Source organism: Acinetobacter sp. P8-3-8 (genome assembly GCF_000214135.1).
Taxonomy (GTDB): domain Bacteria; phylum Pseudomonadota; class Gammaproteobacteria; order Pseudomonadales; family Moraxellaceae; genus Acinetobacter.
Window position 1 is genome coordinate 13,143 of record NZ_AFIE01000004.1, and the last position, 15,300, is coordinate 28,442.

Below are 15,300 nucleotides of genomic sequence, written 5' to 3' on the forward strand. Positions count from 1 at the left end.
TAAAATGAATGAATGGACATCAATTAACGTAAATATGGGTAAGGGTTGACCGCACCACGACCTTTGCCGTTTAAGTATAGTCCATAGTGTAAGTGTGGGGCAGTATGGCGTGCATTTCCTGTATTGCCCACATAGCCGATCAGTTGCCCCTTTTTCACATAATCGCCTTCTTTGAGACCACGTTTATGGTCATTCAAATGTGCATAATAATGATAAGCGCCACTTGGTCCAATCAGCCAGATCACTTTACCACCCAAATTGTTACTTTTTAAACTTGCAATCACACCTTCAGTGGTACTGTACACTTTTGTACCTCTTGAAGCCATGATGTCTATGCCTTCATGCGCACGCCCTTGGCTACGAGAAGCGCCCCATGTGTCGGTTAGATTTTTAGCTTTTATACCATCAACAGGGATAGGCAATTGGTTGGGTAAGGGCATGGCTTTAAGTCGCATAATAGTTTTTTGCGGCAAAGGTGTTGATTTTTTTGGTGTTGTTGTACAGGCCGTTAAAATAAATATAAATAAGCAAATAAAGCTGTAATGGATGCTACGTGACACGGGGAATCCTTGTTTTATAAATTTTTGCTCTTTGGTTTTGAAACAATAAGAAATGGGATGATTCACATTTCTTATTGAGTTTGACTATGTCATATCTCTACCGCAGAGATCAATTTTTTCATGGCCGTGGGAATGCCCATTTGTGTAGCTTTTTGTGGCGTTAACCATTCTCCACCGAGTTCAGCCTGTAAATATTCTTTTTGATCTGCATCGATTTGGAAAATCTGAGCATTCAATATCCAAGTGAAATGGGTAAAGCTATGGGATATTTGAACAGGATCAACGGTAGAAACCAGTTTGAGTCTTTGGCACAGTTGATTGAATTCAGTATCATCTTCTATGATCGGTAGACTCCACAAGCCACCCCATAATCCACTATTTGGTCGTTGTAACCATAACCATTGACCATCTGCTCGCTGTTCATTTGGTTGTAATTCATTTGACTGTAGCAACAGGACTTTGGCTGTTTTTACTGGAACAGGTTTTTTCGGTTTTTTATAGGGTAGCTCAGTTTCTAAACCTTGTTGATGTGCCTGACAATGTTGTTGCATTGGACAGTATAAGCAGAGCGGTTTTTTCGGCGTACAAATGGTTGCACCCAAGTCCATAATGGCTTGAGTATAGTCATGATTTCGCTCAGTAGGGCAAAGACTTTCAGCCAGTTGCCACATTGCCCGTTCATGGATAGGTTTGGTCAGATCGTCTTCTATGGCAAAAAATCGTGCTAAAACACGTTTTACATTGCCATCCATAATGACACCATATTGACGTAAGCCAAGTGACATCAATGCACCACCAGTCGATGGCCCAATTCCAGGAAGTTCAATCCATTCTGCTAAAGTTTCAGGGAAGTGACCTTGTTGACTGACAATGGTTGCTGCCTTATGTAAATTACGTGCGCGTGCGTAATAACCCAGTCCTGCCCAATAAGGTGCAACATCATCCCATGAAGCTGTGCCTAAATCATTTACTGTAGGAAAGCGTTGCATAAAACGATCAAAATATTGCAGTACGGTTTTGACCTGAGTTTGTTGCAACATAATTTCTGATACCCAAACTTTGTATGGATCATCTGCGACTTGCCAAGGTAGATCATGGCGTCCGTGTTGATCAAACCAAGTAAGGAGGGCATCTGAAAAGGAAAAATTCGACATATTGGTCAGGGAGAAAGCATGTGCAAGAGCTGAAAGACTAGTATAGCGAAATGTGTTGTTGTTTGAGTTGTATTTTATCAACAATCCAAATCTGTTCGGAGATTTGATGCTATGGATGATTGGCTTTGACAAAGAGCACAATAAAAAAGACGCCGTAGCGTCTTTTTAAACAACATGAAGCATCGACTTAATCTTCGTTGATGATGCCCCAACGCTTATCAAGTTTGAGCGGTTGATTTTTATAGCGTGGGATAATGTGCATATGGAAATGTTCCGCATTTTCATCGCCAAACACATGGCCATCATTAAAAGCGATATGAAAACCTTCAGGTTGATGACGAATTTTCAACTCATTACGTGCCAGTTCAAGTAATGTTGCCAAACTTTTACGCTCCTTTTCAGTTAAACCAAAAAAGGAATCGGTATGGCGTAGAGGAATGATCACTGTATGCCCTTTAGACAAAGGATTCGGTTCAGGCAAAATTGCACCGAATTCATTTTTATCAATGATGTCAAATTCATCAAATTCGCAATATGGGCATTTGTTATCAGTCATTTTAAATTCCTCTTTCAATATCGTTTAAATCAAGACATTCGCTATAGGGTTGAATCAAGCAAGTGTGCGATCTAATAAGCTGTACATAGCATCTAAGCCTTTCTTCTCTGCTTCAGCGTTATAACCTAAATCTACATTGTTGGCTTTGGCACGTTCATCTGCAAGTGGGTTACTAAAGCCATGCTTAGCATCTTTTAACACAATCACTTCTGCTGTGACATGGGCGTTGTTCATTTCTTGTTTAAATGATTCAACATCTGCCAAAGACACCATGCTGTCAAGTTCGCCGTGAAGGACTAAAACTTCCGCTTTGAATGTATCTTGTTGAGCGACTTGTTGAGCAGATAAATTTGCATGGAAGGTCACAGCAGCTTTTAAGTCAGCGCCTGAACGTGCTAAATCCAAAATCACTTTCCCACCATAGCAAAAACCAATCGCTGCAAGACGAGTTGCATCGACTTCAGGCTGTGCAGCCAACGTTGCTAAGCCTGCATTGGCACGATCAACAATGGTATTTTCTTGAAATGTTTGCATCATCCATTCACTGGCTTGAGATGCTGTTGACGTTACTTTTTTATCACCATACATATCAATCGCTAAGGCAGCGAAGCCATGTTCGGCAAGTTCACGAGCACGTTGTTCAGTATATTCAGTACGACCCCACCATTCGGGAGCAACGATGATGCCTGCAACAGGTTCTACAGATTCAGGTGCGGCAAAATAACCAATGAGTGTTGAACCATCAGCAGCTGTATAGGTTATTTCACGAGTTTTGATTGCGGCAACCATCTGTTCAATCCTTATATGAATGAGAATGAACTTGATTAAAGCATATATTGGCAAGATTCAAATGAATAATTTAGCAATATTGGAATTGAAATGTGAGAATTTATGAATGCCCCAAAAAGCAAAAAGAAGGATTAAAATCCTTCTTTAAGTATTCAATTTAAATATCATTTATAAGTTTAAGTCGATTAGACTCTCCCTCTGGAAATAAATCCTACAATTGCCAAAATCACTGCAACAACCAAAAGGATAACAGCGAAGTCTTTAGACATACCTGCAACGCCACCGAAGCCAAACAAACTCGCAACCAGTGCAATCACTGCAAAGATAATCGCCCAACGAAACATGATTTGATCTCCATATTGTTTTTATCGGTTTTCAGTATATGCATGTTTTTTCATCAAACGTGTATTGTTATGTGGCCTAAATGTGAAGATATCAATGATATGTTGTTGATCTGTTATGTTTTTACGTTGGTGATGTCACAGTCTAGGTAATTAAAACTGTTATAATCAGTCAAACTTTGATGAATTTTTTTAAATCGTATGACTCCAAGCCTGCGTCCACAATTTTGGAAACATTATTCTCTCGCTGAAATGAATCAAGCGGAATGGGAAGCATTGTGTGATGGCTGTGGTCTATGTTGTTTGATTAAATTGGAAGACGAAGAAACCAATGAAGTCGCATACACCAAAGTTGCATGCAAATTATTAGATTGTAAAACAGCACGTTGTTCAGATTATCCAAATCGCTTACAGCATGTGCCTGATTGTATTCAACTGACGCCTGAAAAATTACAAAATATCCATTGGTTACCATCAAGTTGTGCCTATCGTCGTTTAAATGAGGGTAAGCATTTACCTACGTGGCATTATCTCAATACGGGTTCGAGGAATAGTGTCATTGAAGCTCGAAAATCCGCAGCAGGGCGTTGTATTTCTGAAGTAGATATCGATGAAGAAGAGATCGAAGATTATATTGTGCGTTGGGTTCGATAATTTTGATTAAAATGAATTGATAATCATTATCAATAAAGAATAAGATAAGTCTAATTATTGATTCGATTATATTGAAAATGTCTGCTTTATCATTATGCCTGAATAAACGTGCTTCATTTATATCGATTTTGAGTATAGCGTTGTTTTTAAATTCAATGGCTTATGCGAAACCAGACTTGCAACCACTTGGTGCAAATATTGCCGATCAAGGATCAAAATATTATCAATTTCAGATTCATCACTTTCAATCTGCTGATCAACAGCGTCATTATAAAGTTTGGTTAGGCATTCCCAAACACATCAATAAAAATAAAGCCTTACCTGCAATTTTTATGCTGGATGGTAATTCAGTCATGGCTCGTTTAGATGAGTCATTATTAAAAAAACAAGCTGAACAAGACAGCCCAGTTCTTGTCGTTATAGGTTATGAGAGTAATTTGCCGTTTGAATCCGCTTCTCGTTCAGTGGATTATACCCCTACGGATGAATCTGGGCTGATCTCAGCCGACCCACGTAATCCTGAGCGAATGGCGGGTGGAAGTCAGCAATATCGAGCATTGATGTTTAAAGAAATCATGCCTTGGGTGAATACGCAGGTCAAACTTGATCCACAACGTACAGCGTTATGGGGACATTCTTATGGTGGTTTATTTGTATTAGATACGCTGTTGCATAGTGATCAATTTTCACATTATTTTTCAGCCAGTCCATCTCTGACTTGGGCAGATCGACGTATTCTCAATGCTGTAGAAAAAGTAAAAGCTGAACAGGTCAATGCAAAAAAGCTATGGGTTATGGAGGGTGATTTTGTGCCAAAAGCAGAACAACCAATTAGCCCAAATGCAGATCGAGATATGATTAAAAATAATCGCCAATTGGTTTTAGATTTAGCGAGCAAAGGCGTTGATGCCAAATTAATGCTTTATCCTCATTTGAGTCATGGAGCGGTTTTTCAGGCCTCGTTGATGGATGTTTTAAACAATCGATTATTTTAAATTTCAATTTGCGAAATTCGCTGTTTTCCATAGTAGACTAGACGCAGAAATCAGCGATTAAAAAGAAGTATGTCAGATACCCAAATACCACTTCCAGAACGTCTTCGTCCACGTGACTTGGCTGAAATCATCGGGCAAGATCACTTGCTTGGTGAAAATGCGCCTTTACGTCAAATGATTGATCAAGGTCACTTACCTTCAATTATTTTTTGGGGGCCACCTGGGGTTGGGAAAACCACGATTGCTTTACTCTTAGCGCAAGCGGTAGATCGTCCTTTTGTGAGTTTATCTGCACTGAATACGGGTGTTAAAGAACTACGTGAAATTATTGCAGAAAGTGGTGATTTGCTGACACCTGTGGTTTTTATTGATGAAATTCATCGTTTTAATAAGTCACAGCAAGATGCACTATTAAACGCTGTTGAAAAAGGCAAAATTACCTTAATCGGTGCGACAACCGAGAATCCATCTTTTGAAGTAAATAGCGCATTGCTATCACGCTGTCAGGTTTATACATTACATGCGCTGAGCAATGAAGCCATTCAAGATTTAATCCTTCGTGCGGTTCAACAAGATCATTTTTTAAAAGAACGCCATATTCAAATTGAAGAATTTGATGCATTGGTTCAATTTGCTGCTGGTGATGCACGTAAGGCCTTAAATTTAATTGATTTAATTGCCAGCACTTTTGAAGTAGGTATTGAAAATATTGTCACCAATGCGATTGTTGTGAAAGTTGCACAGCAGAATATTGCACGTTATGACAAGTCAGGCGAGCAACATTACGATCTGGTGTCGGCTTTTATTAAATCCATTCGTGGAAGTGATCCTGACGCAACTTTATATTGGATGGCACGGATGTTAAAAGGCGGAGAAGATCCAGTCTTTATTGCACGCCGTATGTTGATTGCTGCTTCGGAGGATATTGGTAATTCAAATCCAAATGCGTTGTTGCTCGCTGGAGAATGTTTCCGTTCAGTACAAGCGATTGGTATGCCTGAATGTCGTATTATTTTGGGACAATGCGCAGTTTATTTAGCGACCAGTGCCAAGAGTAACAGTACTTATTTAGCGATTAATAAAGCGTTAGAATTGGCTGATAAAACTGCAAACCTTCCTGTGCCGTTGCATTTACGCAATGCACCGACCAAGTTGATGAAAGAACAAGGTTATGGTGTGGATTATCTTTATCCGCATAATTATCCTGAGCATTTTGTACTTCAGGAATATTTACCACCTGAACTCAAAGGCACGAAATTATACGAATCTGCACGTAATAAACGTGAAGTTGAAGGGGAACGTTTACAGCAACGTCGTTGGCAACAAGAACAGCAACAACAATAAGTGAGATTGATGCATAGCTTCGACTAAGTTATGCATCAATTGGAAAATACATTTGCAATGATTCAGAATTGATTATGAAATTATCTCTTTTATCGCTCACAGTCGTTACGCTCTTTCCTGTCCTCAGTTATGCTGAAATTTCTACAAAAATTACAACAAAAGCGCAAACTCAAACCATTTCGGCAACTCAACTCAAAGTGCTTTATCAACAAAATTTCACCCAACAAAAAACCATTCCTCAAGGTTGGCGTATTCCTGGGAATAATGCAGGCAATGTTTATGTGGAAAAAGGGGTACTGAATATTGATGGTCGTGCGAATGCGATGCAGACCACTTCAATTTTATTGCCACAAAATTTAGAAAAACAGCAAAACTATCGAATTGATTTAGAATTGAGTTTAGATCAGCCCCTGAATAATTCACGTTGGGGTAGTGTGATTTATGATGTGACAGAAGCACAAGGTGTGATTCCAAGTCGCTATTATCAATTTACATTGCGTGCAGATACCACAGCGAAAAATGGTACGGAGTTTGGTCGACGTAAAGCCAATGGGCAGTGGGAACTGATTGAAACTAAAGAATTTTCTGAAAATATCAAACCGAATCAGTGGTATAAAGCCAGTATCGTCGTATCAGGACAGCGCGTACAGCATTATTTAAATGGTCAATTGATGCAAGATGTTGAATTGGAACAGCTTTCAGCCAAAGGGGGGATTGGTTTATCTGCAGCAGGTGTTATTTTAAAAGTTAAAAATATTCAAGTATCTGAACAAGTGACCGCTTTACCCAACTTACAAAATAAAGTGATCCAAGTTCATGAAATTGAAAGTAATGTTGCTTTAGCACCGACGATTATTCAAAAAGTAGAAAATAGCAGTTCGCCGTTAAATTCAGCCAATCAGCTTTATTATCAACTTGATGAGCAGCTCAATTTAATCAATCAAAATGGACAAAATATAGGGACTTTGGCGCAATATTTAGCACAGCCTCAGCGTAATATGATTCCTGTACTCGAAATCCAAACACCGAAAACACTAGAAGCTTTGAAATTATTGGCGAATACTCAAGATATTAGTGATATTACCTTATTGTCGAAAAGTGATGATCTCTTAAAAGTAGCACATCAAATCATACCTACAGTACGTACAGCTTTAGATTTAAGTGCTGAAAAATTAAAAGATAATCATAAAAGTCTTTCAGAAATTATCCGCCGTAGCAATCAAGCCTATGCAAGAATTGTGGTTTTGCCACAGTCGTTGGCCAATAAAAGCAGTGTTAGTTTTATTCAACGACATTTAATGACGGTTTGGATGGATAGTTCTGCTACACAACTGCAACAGGTGGCGCAAATTTTAACGTCGGGTGTGAATGGCGTCATGACTACGCAAAGTACATTATTCAGTAGCGTTTTAAAGCAATTTCCTAAAAATACCTTGTTGCGTAAACCGTTTATTATTGGACATCGTGGTGTGCCGAGTCTGGAAGATGAAAATACTTTAGAAAGTGCGAAACATGCTGTGGCTTTAGGTGCAGATATTGTCGAAAACGATATTTATCTGACTAAAGATCAACAACTGGTGGTGATGCATGACGCAACGGTTGATCGTACTACAACGTCAACAGGTAAAATTGAGGAGATGACACTTGCTCAAGTTCAACAACTCAAATCAAAAAATAAAGGCTATAAAATTCCGACACTTGCAGAATATTTTTCAAACTTTAAGTACAATCCAAACTTTGTCTTAATGATTGAAATGAAAAGTGCTGATCCACGATTAGTGCCAAAAATGCAGGATGAAATTAAAAAGTATCAAGTTGAAAATCAGGTGGTTACAACCTCTTTTAATATAGATCAAGTGGCACGTGCGCAGACATTATTACCCAATATTCCACGGGGTTTACTGGTGGGTAGCATGCCTAAAAACTATAATAATTTGGTCAATGCCAAACAAATCAATGCAGATGTTCAAACGTATCATTCATCTTATAACCCTGCATATCGTGCAGATTTAATCGCTTTATTAGAAATAACAAAACATCGTGGTATTAGCTTTTGGCCGTGGGCATTGAATGATGAAACCTTTAAAAAACTTTATATCGCAGGCACATACGGAATAACAACGAATTCAGTACAGCTTTATTCAGCTTATGTTGTTGATGTTCAAGTGCCACAAAATATGAAGGTTGAAATGAATCAGGCTGTACAAGTGACGGCTCAACTCACCCAACAAGATCAGACTCAATCTAGCCAAGAGATCAGCAATTTTCTGGTTTTATCAGGTTCACCCAAGTATGAGCTTAAAAATGGTCAATTGCGCTTTTCTGAAAAGGGAACAGCTTATGTTTTAGCAGGCTATCAATATCAGATTGATCCGCAAAATTTTTATCATATCTTTTCAGCACCTATGAAGGTGGTGGTGAAGTAGATGATGGTTTGAATTTATCTGGAAGAGATCCAAATACAAAAGCGGATGAGTTATTCTAAAAATATTTGAAATAAAAAACCGAGCTATTCAGCTCGGTTTTTCAATACTTCGTTATCTAAAATTAGATATCAGAAAGGTCTACACCGATACGAGTAGCCACTTCTTCATAAGCTTCAACAACACCACCTAAACCTTGACGGAAACGGTCTTTGTCGAGTTTTTTCTTAGTGTCTTTGTCCCATAAACGGCAACCGTCTGGAGAGAATTCATCACCAAGAACGATACGGTCATGGAACACACCAAATTCAAGTTTAAAATCAACCAATAACATGTTGCCTTGATCGAACAAGTCTTTAAGCACCACATTTACTTTTTGAGTGAGTTCTTTCATTTGTGCCAATTGCTCAGCATTCGCCCAACCCAAAGCAATTGCTTGAGATTCGTTAACCATTGGATCGCCCAAAGCATCATCTTTGAAGAACAATTCAAAAGTTGGTGGAGTAAGTTCTAAGCCTTCTTCTACACCTAAACGACGGCATAATGAACCCGCTGCATAGTTACGCATTACGCATTCAACAGGAATCATTTGTAATTTTTTAACTAAAACTTCAGTCGGAGAAAGCAGTTCTTCGAAGTGAGTTTCAATACCAGCAGCAGCCAATTTTTCCATGATAAAGGCATTAAAACGGTTATTTACCTTACCTTTACGATCTAGTTGCTCTATCTTTTCGCCGTTAAATGCTGATGCATCATCACGGAAAACAAGAATTAAATGATCTGCGCTATCTGTTTCATAAACGGATTTCGCTTTACCAGTATAGAGCAAGGTTTGTTTTAACATGGGGGAACCTTTTGCAAATAAAAATTGCCTAGAAGGACTAGGCTGGCCAGTTTTGGTAAATCTGGGATAACAGTTCAGCAGCTTTTTCTTTATCTGCAAAACTGTTGTCAGCATTGAACAGGGCAAGCGTATTGCTCGATCCCACTGAGTTAAGTTTTAAAATATAAGTTTGTTTGTCGATCTTAATCGTCGCTTCATAACCGCTTTTGCTTTGACTATCGACCTTAATATTTAAACTACTCAGTGTGGCAAGTGCATACTGCCAAATTGTAGCAGAATTTCCATCAATTTTAATCAGTGGATTGCCGTTTCCATCGGTTAAAAGTTGCGGACGACCTACGCTTTCATTCGATGCTGAAGTTTCATTTGTTGATGTGCTGATTTGAGCAGTTTCAGGACGTGGCACTTCATAGCGGTTACCACGTTTATTTTCAAACTTAGGCGCATGTTGAATCGCTTGAGCGTCAACGATCGGCGCTGGATACAAAGGCGAAGCAGGTCTAACCATTGTTCCTTCAGGATAATTAAGTGGCTCTACTGTGGTCGTATTTTTATAATCTAAAGAACCATTGCTGATCCCAAGTGAACTACAACCCGCCAAACTTAAAGCTGAAAGGGCAAGAGTTAAACCTAAACGTAATTGCATAATACTAAGCTCTTATTAAATGATACCCACTGCTTTGAGTTCTTCACGCAGTGGTGTACGGTATTGTTCTGCAAGTGGCGTTAATGGTAAGCGAATGCCTGTACCAATTAATTCCATTTCATGGAGTGCCCATTTGACTGGAATTGGGTTGGATTCACAAAATAGAATATTGTTTAATTTTGCAACTTGGCTGTCTTTGGCTTGTGCAACATCAGTTTGACCTGCAAGTGCAGCAGCACAAAGTTCGCTCATGATTTTTGGGGCAATATTGGCTGTTACAGAGATGTTGCCTTGCGCACCTAGCGCGATCAATTGACATGCTGTTTCATCATCACCTGAATACACAGCCATGTTTTTGTCTTTTAAGCCATCAATCAGTTCTTTACCACGTGGCACATCGCCAGTCGCGTCTTTAATACCCACAATATTTGGAATATCTGCCAAACGAATAGCCGTGTCGTTGTGCATATCTACACCAGTACGACCCGGTACATTGTAAAGAATGATCGGTAAATCTACGGCTTCAGCGACGGCTTTATAATGTTGAAATAAGCCTTCTTGTGTTGGTTTATTATAATAAGGCGTAACGAGCAGCGCAGCATCTGCACCGAGTTGTTTTGCTTCTTTGGTGAGCTCAATCGCTTCGTGTGTTGAGTTTGCACCAGTACCAGCAATAATTGGAATACGTTTATTGGCTACACGGATAATTTCTTTAATGACTTGTGTGTGTTCTGCCAAAGTAAGAGTAGATGCTTCGCCAGTTGTACCGACAGCAACAATACTATTAGTGCCTTGTTCTATGTGCCACTCAACGAGCTTCTCGAGACCCTTCCAATCTACGCTGCCATCTTCGAACATAGGGGTGACGATTGCGACAATTGAGCCTTGAATGATCTGTGCTTGCTGAGTCATTTTGAAAAAATATCCTATTTTTCCATCTACAGTTTACGTTGTGTAAAAATATATGTAGATGGTTGCAGTATTTTGATTTGAGCGAGAAACAATCATTTTAGAGATTGAGTAATGCTTATGCAAATTATGACTGATTCAGCGAGTGAGAACAATACGATTTATTCAAAGCTGAAGAAATCTTTATAAAAAGAAACAAATAGATTTTAACGCTTTTGAATATAGGCCTATGCATTGCTATATTTTCTTTGTCAAAGACGATTCAGAGGGTATTTCTAAGATAGAAATACCAGTTACAGTCATGTCGTTAAAGGATGTGGTAAAAGGCTAATTTTGTTGATTATGTTCGCTGTATCAGCTCTTTTAACTTTACTGTGATGCTTTTCATAGCATTGAATCGTTGTTGAATATTTTGATTATGATTGAGAACTCGCATTTTTAGGCTTTTTTATTGTATGTTGAGTCATATAGGATTTTTATTTTCATCACTAAGATCTTTACATAGGATTTAGTTTAAAAGGGAATAGGGGAAATGTTGCAATCTGAGCGTAGTGTTTTAATTGTTGTTGATGTTCAAAATGGTTTTACATCGGGTGGAAATTTAGCGGTCGCAAATGCCGAGCAGATTATTCCAACCATTAACCAATTGGCACAGCATTTTGAAAATATTGTCCTCACTCAAGATTGGCATCCTGCAAACCATATTTCTTTTGCTGAAAATCATCCTGATAAAAAAGCGTATGACACGATTCGACTAGATTATGGTACACAAGTCTTGTGGCCATCACATTGTGTACAAGGTTCACAAGATGCTGAATTTCATCCTGATTTAAATATTCCAACAGCACAAATGATTATTCGTAAAGGCTTTCATTCTCAAATAGACAGCTATTCGGCATTCATGGAAGCTGATCATAAAACTACAACAGGTTTAGCAGGTTATCTCAAAGAGCGTGGCATAGATACGGTATATATTGTTGGAATTGCGACAGATTTCTGTGTGGCGTGGACTGCGATAGATGCGGCTAAATTAGGGTTTAAAACCTTTGTAATTTCAGATGCAACGAAAGCCATTGATTTGCAAGGGTCTTTGCAACATGCATGGCAAGAAATGTTGGCTGCTGGGGTGAAACGAGTGGTTGCGCATCAAATTTTAAATGTAACTGATCCTATTCAATCCTCATAAGCTGATAAAAATACAACATTCATAGGATGCTTCTATTAATATAAGCCATATAGCGCATAGTAAATGTCTGTTTTGGTGGGAATGATGTCTGCAATTTTACGTTTTAGTCAGTTTGTACAAAAAACTTTTGCGTTATGGGTAGTGGTTTTTGCTTTTCTTGCCCTGTGTTTCCCATCGGCTTTTGTCTGGATGAAGGCTTATATTCCGTGGGTTTTGGGCATTATCATGCTTGGAATGGGCATGACCATGACACTGGATGATTTCAAAGGTGTTTTACAAAACCCTAAAGCTGTGGTGATTGGCGTCATTGCTCAGTTTGTGATTATGCCCGGACTGGCCTATCTCTTATGTCAACTCTTTCAATTACCTGCTGAAATTGCAGTCGGAGTGATATTGGTTGGCTGTTGTCCTGGTGGTACGGCTTCGAATGTAATCGCTTATATGGCCAAAGCAAATACGGCTTTATCTGTTGCGTGTACCACGGTTTCTACCTTTTTAGCGCCGATTTTGACCCCTGCGATTTTCTATGTTTTAGCCAGCCAATGGATTCCAATCGACGCAGGATCGATGTTTATCGACATTCTTAAAGTGGTGATTTTCCCCATTATTATCGGCGTTGTATTAAGAAGTTTATTTAAGCAAAAAACAGAACAGTACATTCAGCTTATGCCACTGATTTCAGTTATCGCAATTGTTGCGATTGTAGCGGCAATTATTGCAGCCAGTAAGGCTTCAATTTTGCAGTCTGGTTTACTCATTCTAGTTGTAGTGATGTTACATAACAGTTTAGGCTTTTTCTTAGGATATTGGGCAAGTCGTTTATTTAAATTGTCTTATCCCGATGCTAAGGCGGTGGCGATCGAAGTTGGCATGCAAAATTCAGGTTTGGGCGTGACTTTGGCTGCTATTCATTTTGCAGCATCACCGATTACTGCTGTGCCGAGTGCAATTTTTAGTTTATGGCACAATATTTCAGGCCCTGCTTTAGCAACGTATTGGGCAGCAAAAGCAGATAAAAAATCTAAAAAGCAAACAATAGAATCAACAGAATAAATATTGATTAGACTTCTATTTTAGAGAGCTTCGGCTCTTTTTTATTTTGGTGTGGTTTGTGGGAATGACAATTGTTGTAAAAACGCATCTTCGGTCATCAGTGTAAACCCATGTTGTTCAAGTAAAGCTACAGTTACGCCTTTACCTGCAATTTTCTGACCTGAAAAAGAACCATCGTAGATCATTTGCGAACCACAAGAAGGGCTGTTGGCTTTGAGAATGATATGTGTCACTTGATAGTATTGTGCAAGTTCTAATGTTTTGTTTGCACCTAAAATAAATTCTCTTGTTACATCAATTCCTTGGCTATCTATCACTTTAGCCAGTCCTTGTAAAACTGCAACGCCATCACCATCAATAATTTCAGCAGGGTATCGTGGTGTGGATAATCCACCTGCAACTTCTGGGCAAATCACAACGGCTTGCTGTGTATCGACCAAGTGTTTAAGTCTGAGTTGTAGGCAATTTTTTGCATCATAGCGAACATTTTCACCGACTAGGCAAGCGCTGATCAGGTATTTATTCATTCGACTCTGCTGTTGGTACGCATTATCCTTGGATTATAAACAAATATCGTGGAGGTACATGTTTATAAATTTAGAACTATTGAGCGTTGCAACATTGAATTGAAATTTGGGAATATTTTTATGGCAGTTTATGTGGATCGTGCAAAAGTTCCTTTTAAAGGAAAAGAGTGGTGTCATATGATGGCAGATACGCTTGAGGAACTGCATGATTTTGCAAAAATCGTTGGGATTGATCCACGACTTTTTCATCGTTCTGCGTCTTATCCACATTATGATATTACCTTGGAAATGCGTATTTTAGTGATTGCTTATGGCGCAATTGATGCAGATCGTAAAACCATTATTATGTGTGGGAAAAAGTTAAAAATGCAATTAATAGGATTGGAGTAAAACTAGAGATTTTCAATAATAAGAAAAATTGATGTATTACAGCATGTTATTTTGCTTTGGTGTACAAAACTGTATTATGATGATATCCAAAAATAATCAAAGATCGTCTTGTAAAAATTTAGCTTTTTGATTTATTTATGTGCTAAAAAATAAACTGATATCGATAGAGTTTTGAATATGACCAGACTCAGTATTAATGTAAATAAAATTGCTTTAATTAGAAATTCTAGAGGGACTAATTTTCCAGATTTAGCACTCTTTGTAGAAAATTTATTAAAGCTTGGTGTTAAAGGTATCACGGTACATCCTAGACCTGATCAACGTCATATTAAGTATGATGATGTTTATCAAATCTCTAATATTCTTAAACAGTATCCTGATGTTGAGTTGAATGTTGAAGGCTATCCTGATCAGACGTTTATTGATTTGATTAAGGAGGTTGTACCTGCACAATGTACATTAGTGCCTGATTCACCAACACAATTAACGTCTGACCATGGCTGGGATTTAAAAGATCCAAAGTTTCTTCAAGCTGTCATCAAAGAACTTAGATGTACGCCTACACGATTGGCATTATTTATTTAACCGAATAGACAAGATGCGATTTTAGCCAAGCAGCTTGGTGTTGATGCGATTGAAATATATACAGAATATTATGCGAGTCGTATTGAAAAAGATCAAATAGATCTGGCTATTCAGTCGATTTCAGAAAAGTGTATTGCTGCTGCACATGAAGGACTCGTCGTGAATGCAGGCCATGATTTGAATTTAGATAACTTAGAAAGATTATTAAGCCATTGTCATATTAGTGAAGTGTCAATTGGACATGCATTTACGATTGAATGTATTCAATACGGGATAATTGAAGTGATTCAGCGCTATCTCGTTATATGTGAAAAATTTAAAGAGTGATTGTCTGCAATAATGTC

The 15,300-nt window shown here is 38.4% G+C and carries 16 protein-coding genes and 1 pseudogene; 8 read left to right on the forward strand and 9 right to left on the reverse strand.

Annotated elements, in window-relative coordinates:
• Positions 1–23: 23 nt before the first annotated feature.
• From GGG_RS0103165 to GGG_RS20575, 5 genes are all read right to left on the reverse strand, one after another.
• Complete coding sequence (locus GGG_RS0103165) at positions 24–560, reverse strand: M23 family metallopeptidase (protein WP_010112200.1); 537 nt, start codon at positions 558–560, stop codon at positions 24–26.
• A gap of 89 nt (positions 561–649) precedes the next feature.
• The gene (gene mutY, locus GGG_RS0103170; RefSeq protein ID WP_010112202.1) at positions 650–1,714 is read right to left on the reverse strand and encodes an A/G-specific adenine glycosylase; all 1,065 of its coding nucleotides are present in this window, start codon (positions 1,712–1,714) and stop codon (positions 650–652) included.
• Positions 1,715–1,901: 187 nt separating this feature from the next.
• Positions 1,902–2,270 carry an HIT family protein gene (locus tag GGG_RS0103175; protein ID WP_010112204.1) on the reverse strand — a complete coding sequence of 123 codons (369 nt, stop codon included), beginning with the start codon at positions 2,268–2,270 and terminating at the stop codon, positions 1,902–1,904.
• A 54-nt stretch (positions 2,271–2,324) separates the two neighbouring features.
• On the reverse strand, positions 2,325–3,059 hold the full coding sequence (locus GGG_RS0103180; RefSeq protein ID WP_010112206.1) for a dienelactone hydrolase family protein: 735 nt from the start codon (positions 3,057–3,059) through the stop codon (positions 2,325–2,327).
• Positions 3,060–3,244: 185 nt separating this feature from the next.
• Positions 3,245–3,403, reverse strand: a complete 159-nt coding sequence (locus GGG_RS20575) for a DUF1328 domain-containing protein (protein ID WP_010112207.1) — start codon at positions 3,401–3,403, stop codon at positions 3,245–3,247.
• A gap of 198 nt (positions 3,404–3,601) precedes the next feature.
• Between GGG_RS20575 and GGG_RS0103190 the strand changes: the two genes are divergently transcribed.
• The 4 genes from GGG_RS0103190 (at position 3,602) to GGG_RS0103205 (ending at position 8,819) form a co-directional block, all read left to right on the forward strand.
• A complete protein-coding gene (locus GGG_RS0103190) occupies positions 3,602–4,054 on the forward strand; it encodes a YcgN family cysteine cluster protein (protein WP_010112208.1) in 453 nt (150 codons plus the stop codon).
• Between the two features lie 155 nt (positions 4,055–4,209).
• On the forward strand, positions 4,210–5,049 hold the full coding sequence (locus GGG_RS0103195) for an alpha/beta hydrolase (RefSeq protein WP_010112209.1): 840 nt from the start codon (positions 4,210–4,212) through the stop codon (positions 5,047–5,049).
• 69 nt (positions 5,050–5,118) lie between these two features.
• Positions 5,119–6,393, forward strand: coding sequence for a replication-associated recombination protein A (locus tag GGG_RS0103200; protein WP_010112210.1), 1,275 nt, complete (start codon positions 5,119–5,121; stop codon positions 6,391–6,393).
• 74 nt (positions 6,394–6,467) lie between these two features.
• The gene (locus GGG_RS0103205) at positions 6,468–8,819 is read left to right on the forward strand and encodes a glycerophosphodiester phosphodiesterase family protein (RefSeq protein ID WP_010112211.1); all 2,352 of its coding nucleotides are present in this window, start codon (positions 6,468–6,470) and stop codon (positions 8,817–8,819) included.
• Positions 8,820–8,940: 121 nt separating this feature from the next.
• Here the strand turns inward: GGG_RS0103205 and purC are convergent, their stop codons facing one another.
• The 3 genes from purC to dapA are packed head-to-tail and all read right to left on the reverse strand — an operon-like array spanning position 8,941 to position 11,218.
• On the reverse strand, positions 8,941–9,660 hold the full coding sequence (gene purC, locus GGG_RS0103210) for a phosphoribosylaminoimidazolesuccinocarboxamide synthase (RefSeq protein WP_010112212.1): 720 nt from the start codon (positions 9,658–9,660) through the stop codon (positions 8,941–8,943).
• 37 nt (positions 9,661–9,697) lie between these two features.
• Positions 9,698–10,306, reverse strand: coding sequence for a hypothetical protein (locus tag GGG_RS0103215; RefSeq protein ID WP_010112214.1), 609 nt, complete (start codon positions 10,304–10,306; stop codon positions 9,698–9,700).
• A 15-nt stretch (positions 10,307–10,321) separates the two neighbouring features.
• Positions 10,322–11,218 carry a 4-hydroxy-tetrahydrodipicolinate synthase gene (gene dapA / locus GGG_RS0103220; RefSeq protein ID WP_010112215.1) on the reverse strand — a complete coding sequence of 299 codons (897 nt, stop codon included), beginning with the start codon at positions 11,216–11,218 and terminating at the stop codon, positions 10,322–10,324.
• 529 nt (positions 11,219–11,747) lie between these two features.
• Here dapA and pncA point away from each other — a divergent pair.
• The gene (pncA, locus tag GGG_RS0103225; RefSeq protein WP_010112216.1) at positions 11,748–12,401 is read left to right on the forward strand and encodes a bifunctional nicotinamidase/pyrazinamidase; all 654 of its coding nucleotides are present in this window, start codon (positions 11,748–11,750) and stop codon (positions 12,399–12,401) included.
• An 84-nt stretch (positions 12,402–12,485) separates the two neighbouring features.
• Positions 12,486–13,454, forward strand: coding sequence for a bile acid:sodium symporter family protein (locus GGG_RS0103230; RefSeq protein ID WP_029574421.1), 969 nt, complete (start codon positions 12,486–12,488; stop codon positions 13,452–13,454).
• A gap of 41 nt (positions 13,455–13,495) precedes the next feature.
• Here GGG_RS0103230 and GGG_RS0103235 read toward each other — a convergent pair whose 3' ends face one another.
• A complete protein-coding gene (locus GGG_RS0103235; protein ID WP_010112218.1) occupies positions 13,496–13,981 on the reverse strand; it encodes a DUF523 domain-containing protein in 486 nt (161 codons plus the stop codon).
• Between the two features lie 120 nt (positions 13,982–14,101).
• On the opposite strand from GGG_RS0103235, the gene GGG_RS0103240 reads away from it, so the two are divergent.
• Both GGG_RS0103240 and GGG_RS21300 read left to right on the forward strand, forming a co-directional pair.
• Positions 14,102–14,371, forward strand: a complete 270-nt coding sequence (locus tag GGG_RS0103240) for a DUF4031 domain-containing protein (RefSeq protein ID WP_010112219.1) — start codon at positions 14,102–14,104, stop codon at positions 14,369–14,371.
• Positions 14,372–14,548: 177 nt separating this feature from the next.
• A pseudogene (locus GGG_RS21300) lies at positions 14,549–15,283 on the forward strand (pyridoxine 5'-phosphate synthase).
• Positions 15,284–15,300 lie beyond the last annotated feature (17 nt).

Coding starts and splice junctions, on each gene's coding strand:
- mutY (WP_010112202.1), bottom strand. CDS start 1,714: ATGTCGAATTTTTCCTTTTCAGATGCCCTCCTTACTTGGTTTGATCAA.
- GGG_RS0103175 (WP_010112204.1), bottom strand. CDS start 2,270: ATGACTGATAACAAATGCCCATATTGCGAATTTGATGAATTTGACATC.
- GGG_RS0103180 (WP_010112206.1), bottom strand. CDS start 3,059: ATGGTTGCCGCAATCAAAACTCGTGAAATAACCTATACAGCTGCTGAT.
- GGG_RS20575 (WP_010112207.1), bottom strand. CDS start 3,403: ATGTTTCGTTGGGCGATTATCTTTGCAGTGATTGCACTGGTTGCGAGT.
- GGG_RS0103190 (WP_010112208.1), top strand. CDS start 3,602: ATGACTCCAAGCCTGCGTCCACAATTTTGGAAACATTATTCTCTCGCT.
- GGG_RS0103195 (WP_010112209.1), top strand. CDS start 4,210: ATGGCTTATGCGAAACCAGACTTGCAACCACTTGGTGCAAATATTGCC.
- GGG_RS0103200 (WP_010112210.1), top strand. CDS start 5,119: ATGTCAGATACCCAAATACCACTTCCAGAACGTCTTCGTCCACGTGAC.
- GGG_RS0103205 (WP_010112211.1), top strand. CDS start 6,468: ATGAAATTATCTCTTTTATCGCTCACAGTCGTTACGCTCTTTCCTGTC.
- purC (WP_010112212.1), bottom strand. CDS start 9,660: ATGTTAAAACAAACCTTGCTCTATACTGGTAAAGCGAAATCCGTTTAT.
- GGG_RS0103215 (WP_010112214.1), bottom strand. CDS start 10,306: ATGCAATTACGTTTAGGTTTAACTCTTGCCCTTTCAGCTTTAAGTTTG.
- dapA (WP_010112215.1), bottom strand. CDS start 11,218: ATGACTCAGCAAGCACAGATCATTCAAGGCTCAATTGTCGCAATCGTC.
- pncA (WP_010112216.1), top strand. CDS start 11,748: ATGTTGCAATCTGAGCGTAGTGTTTTAATTGTTGTTGATGTTCAAAAT.
- GGG_RS0103230 (WP_029574421.1), top strand. CDS start 12,486: ATGTCTGCAATTTTACGTTTTAGTCAGTTTGTACAAAAAACTTTTGCG.
- GGG_RS0103235 (WP_010112218.1), bottom strand. CDS start 13,981: ATGAATAAATACCTGATCAGCGCTTGCCTAGTCGGTGAAAATGTTCGC.
- GGG_RS0103240 (WP_010112219.1), top strand. CDS start 14,102: ATGGCAGTTTATGTGGATCGTGCAAAAGTTCCTTTTAAAGGAAAAGAG.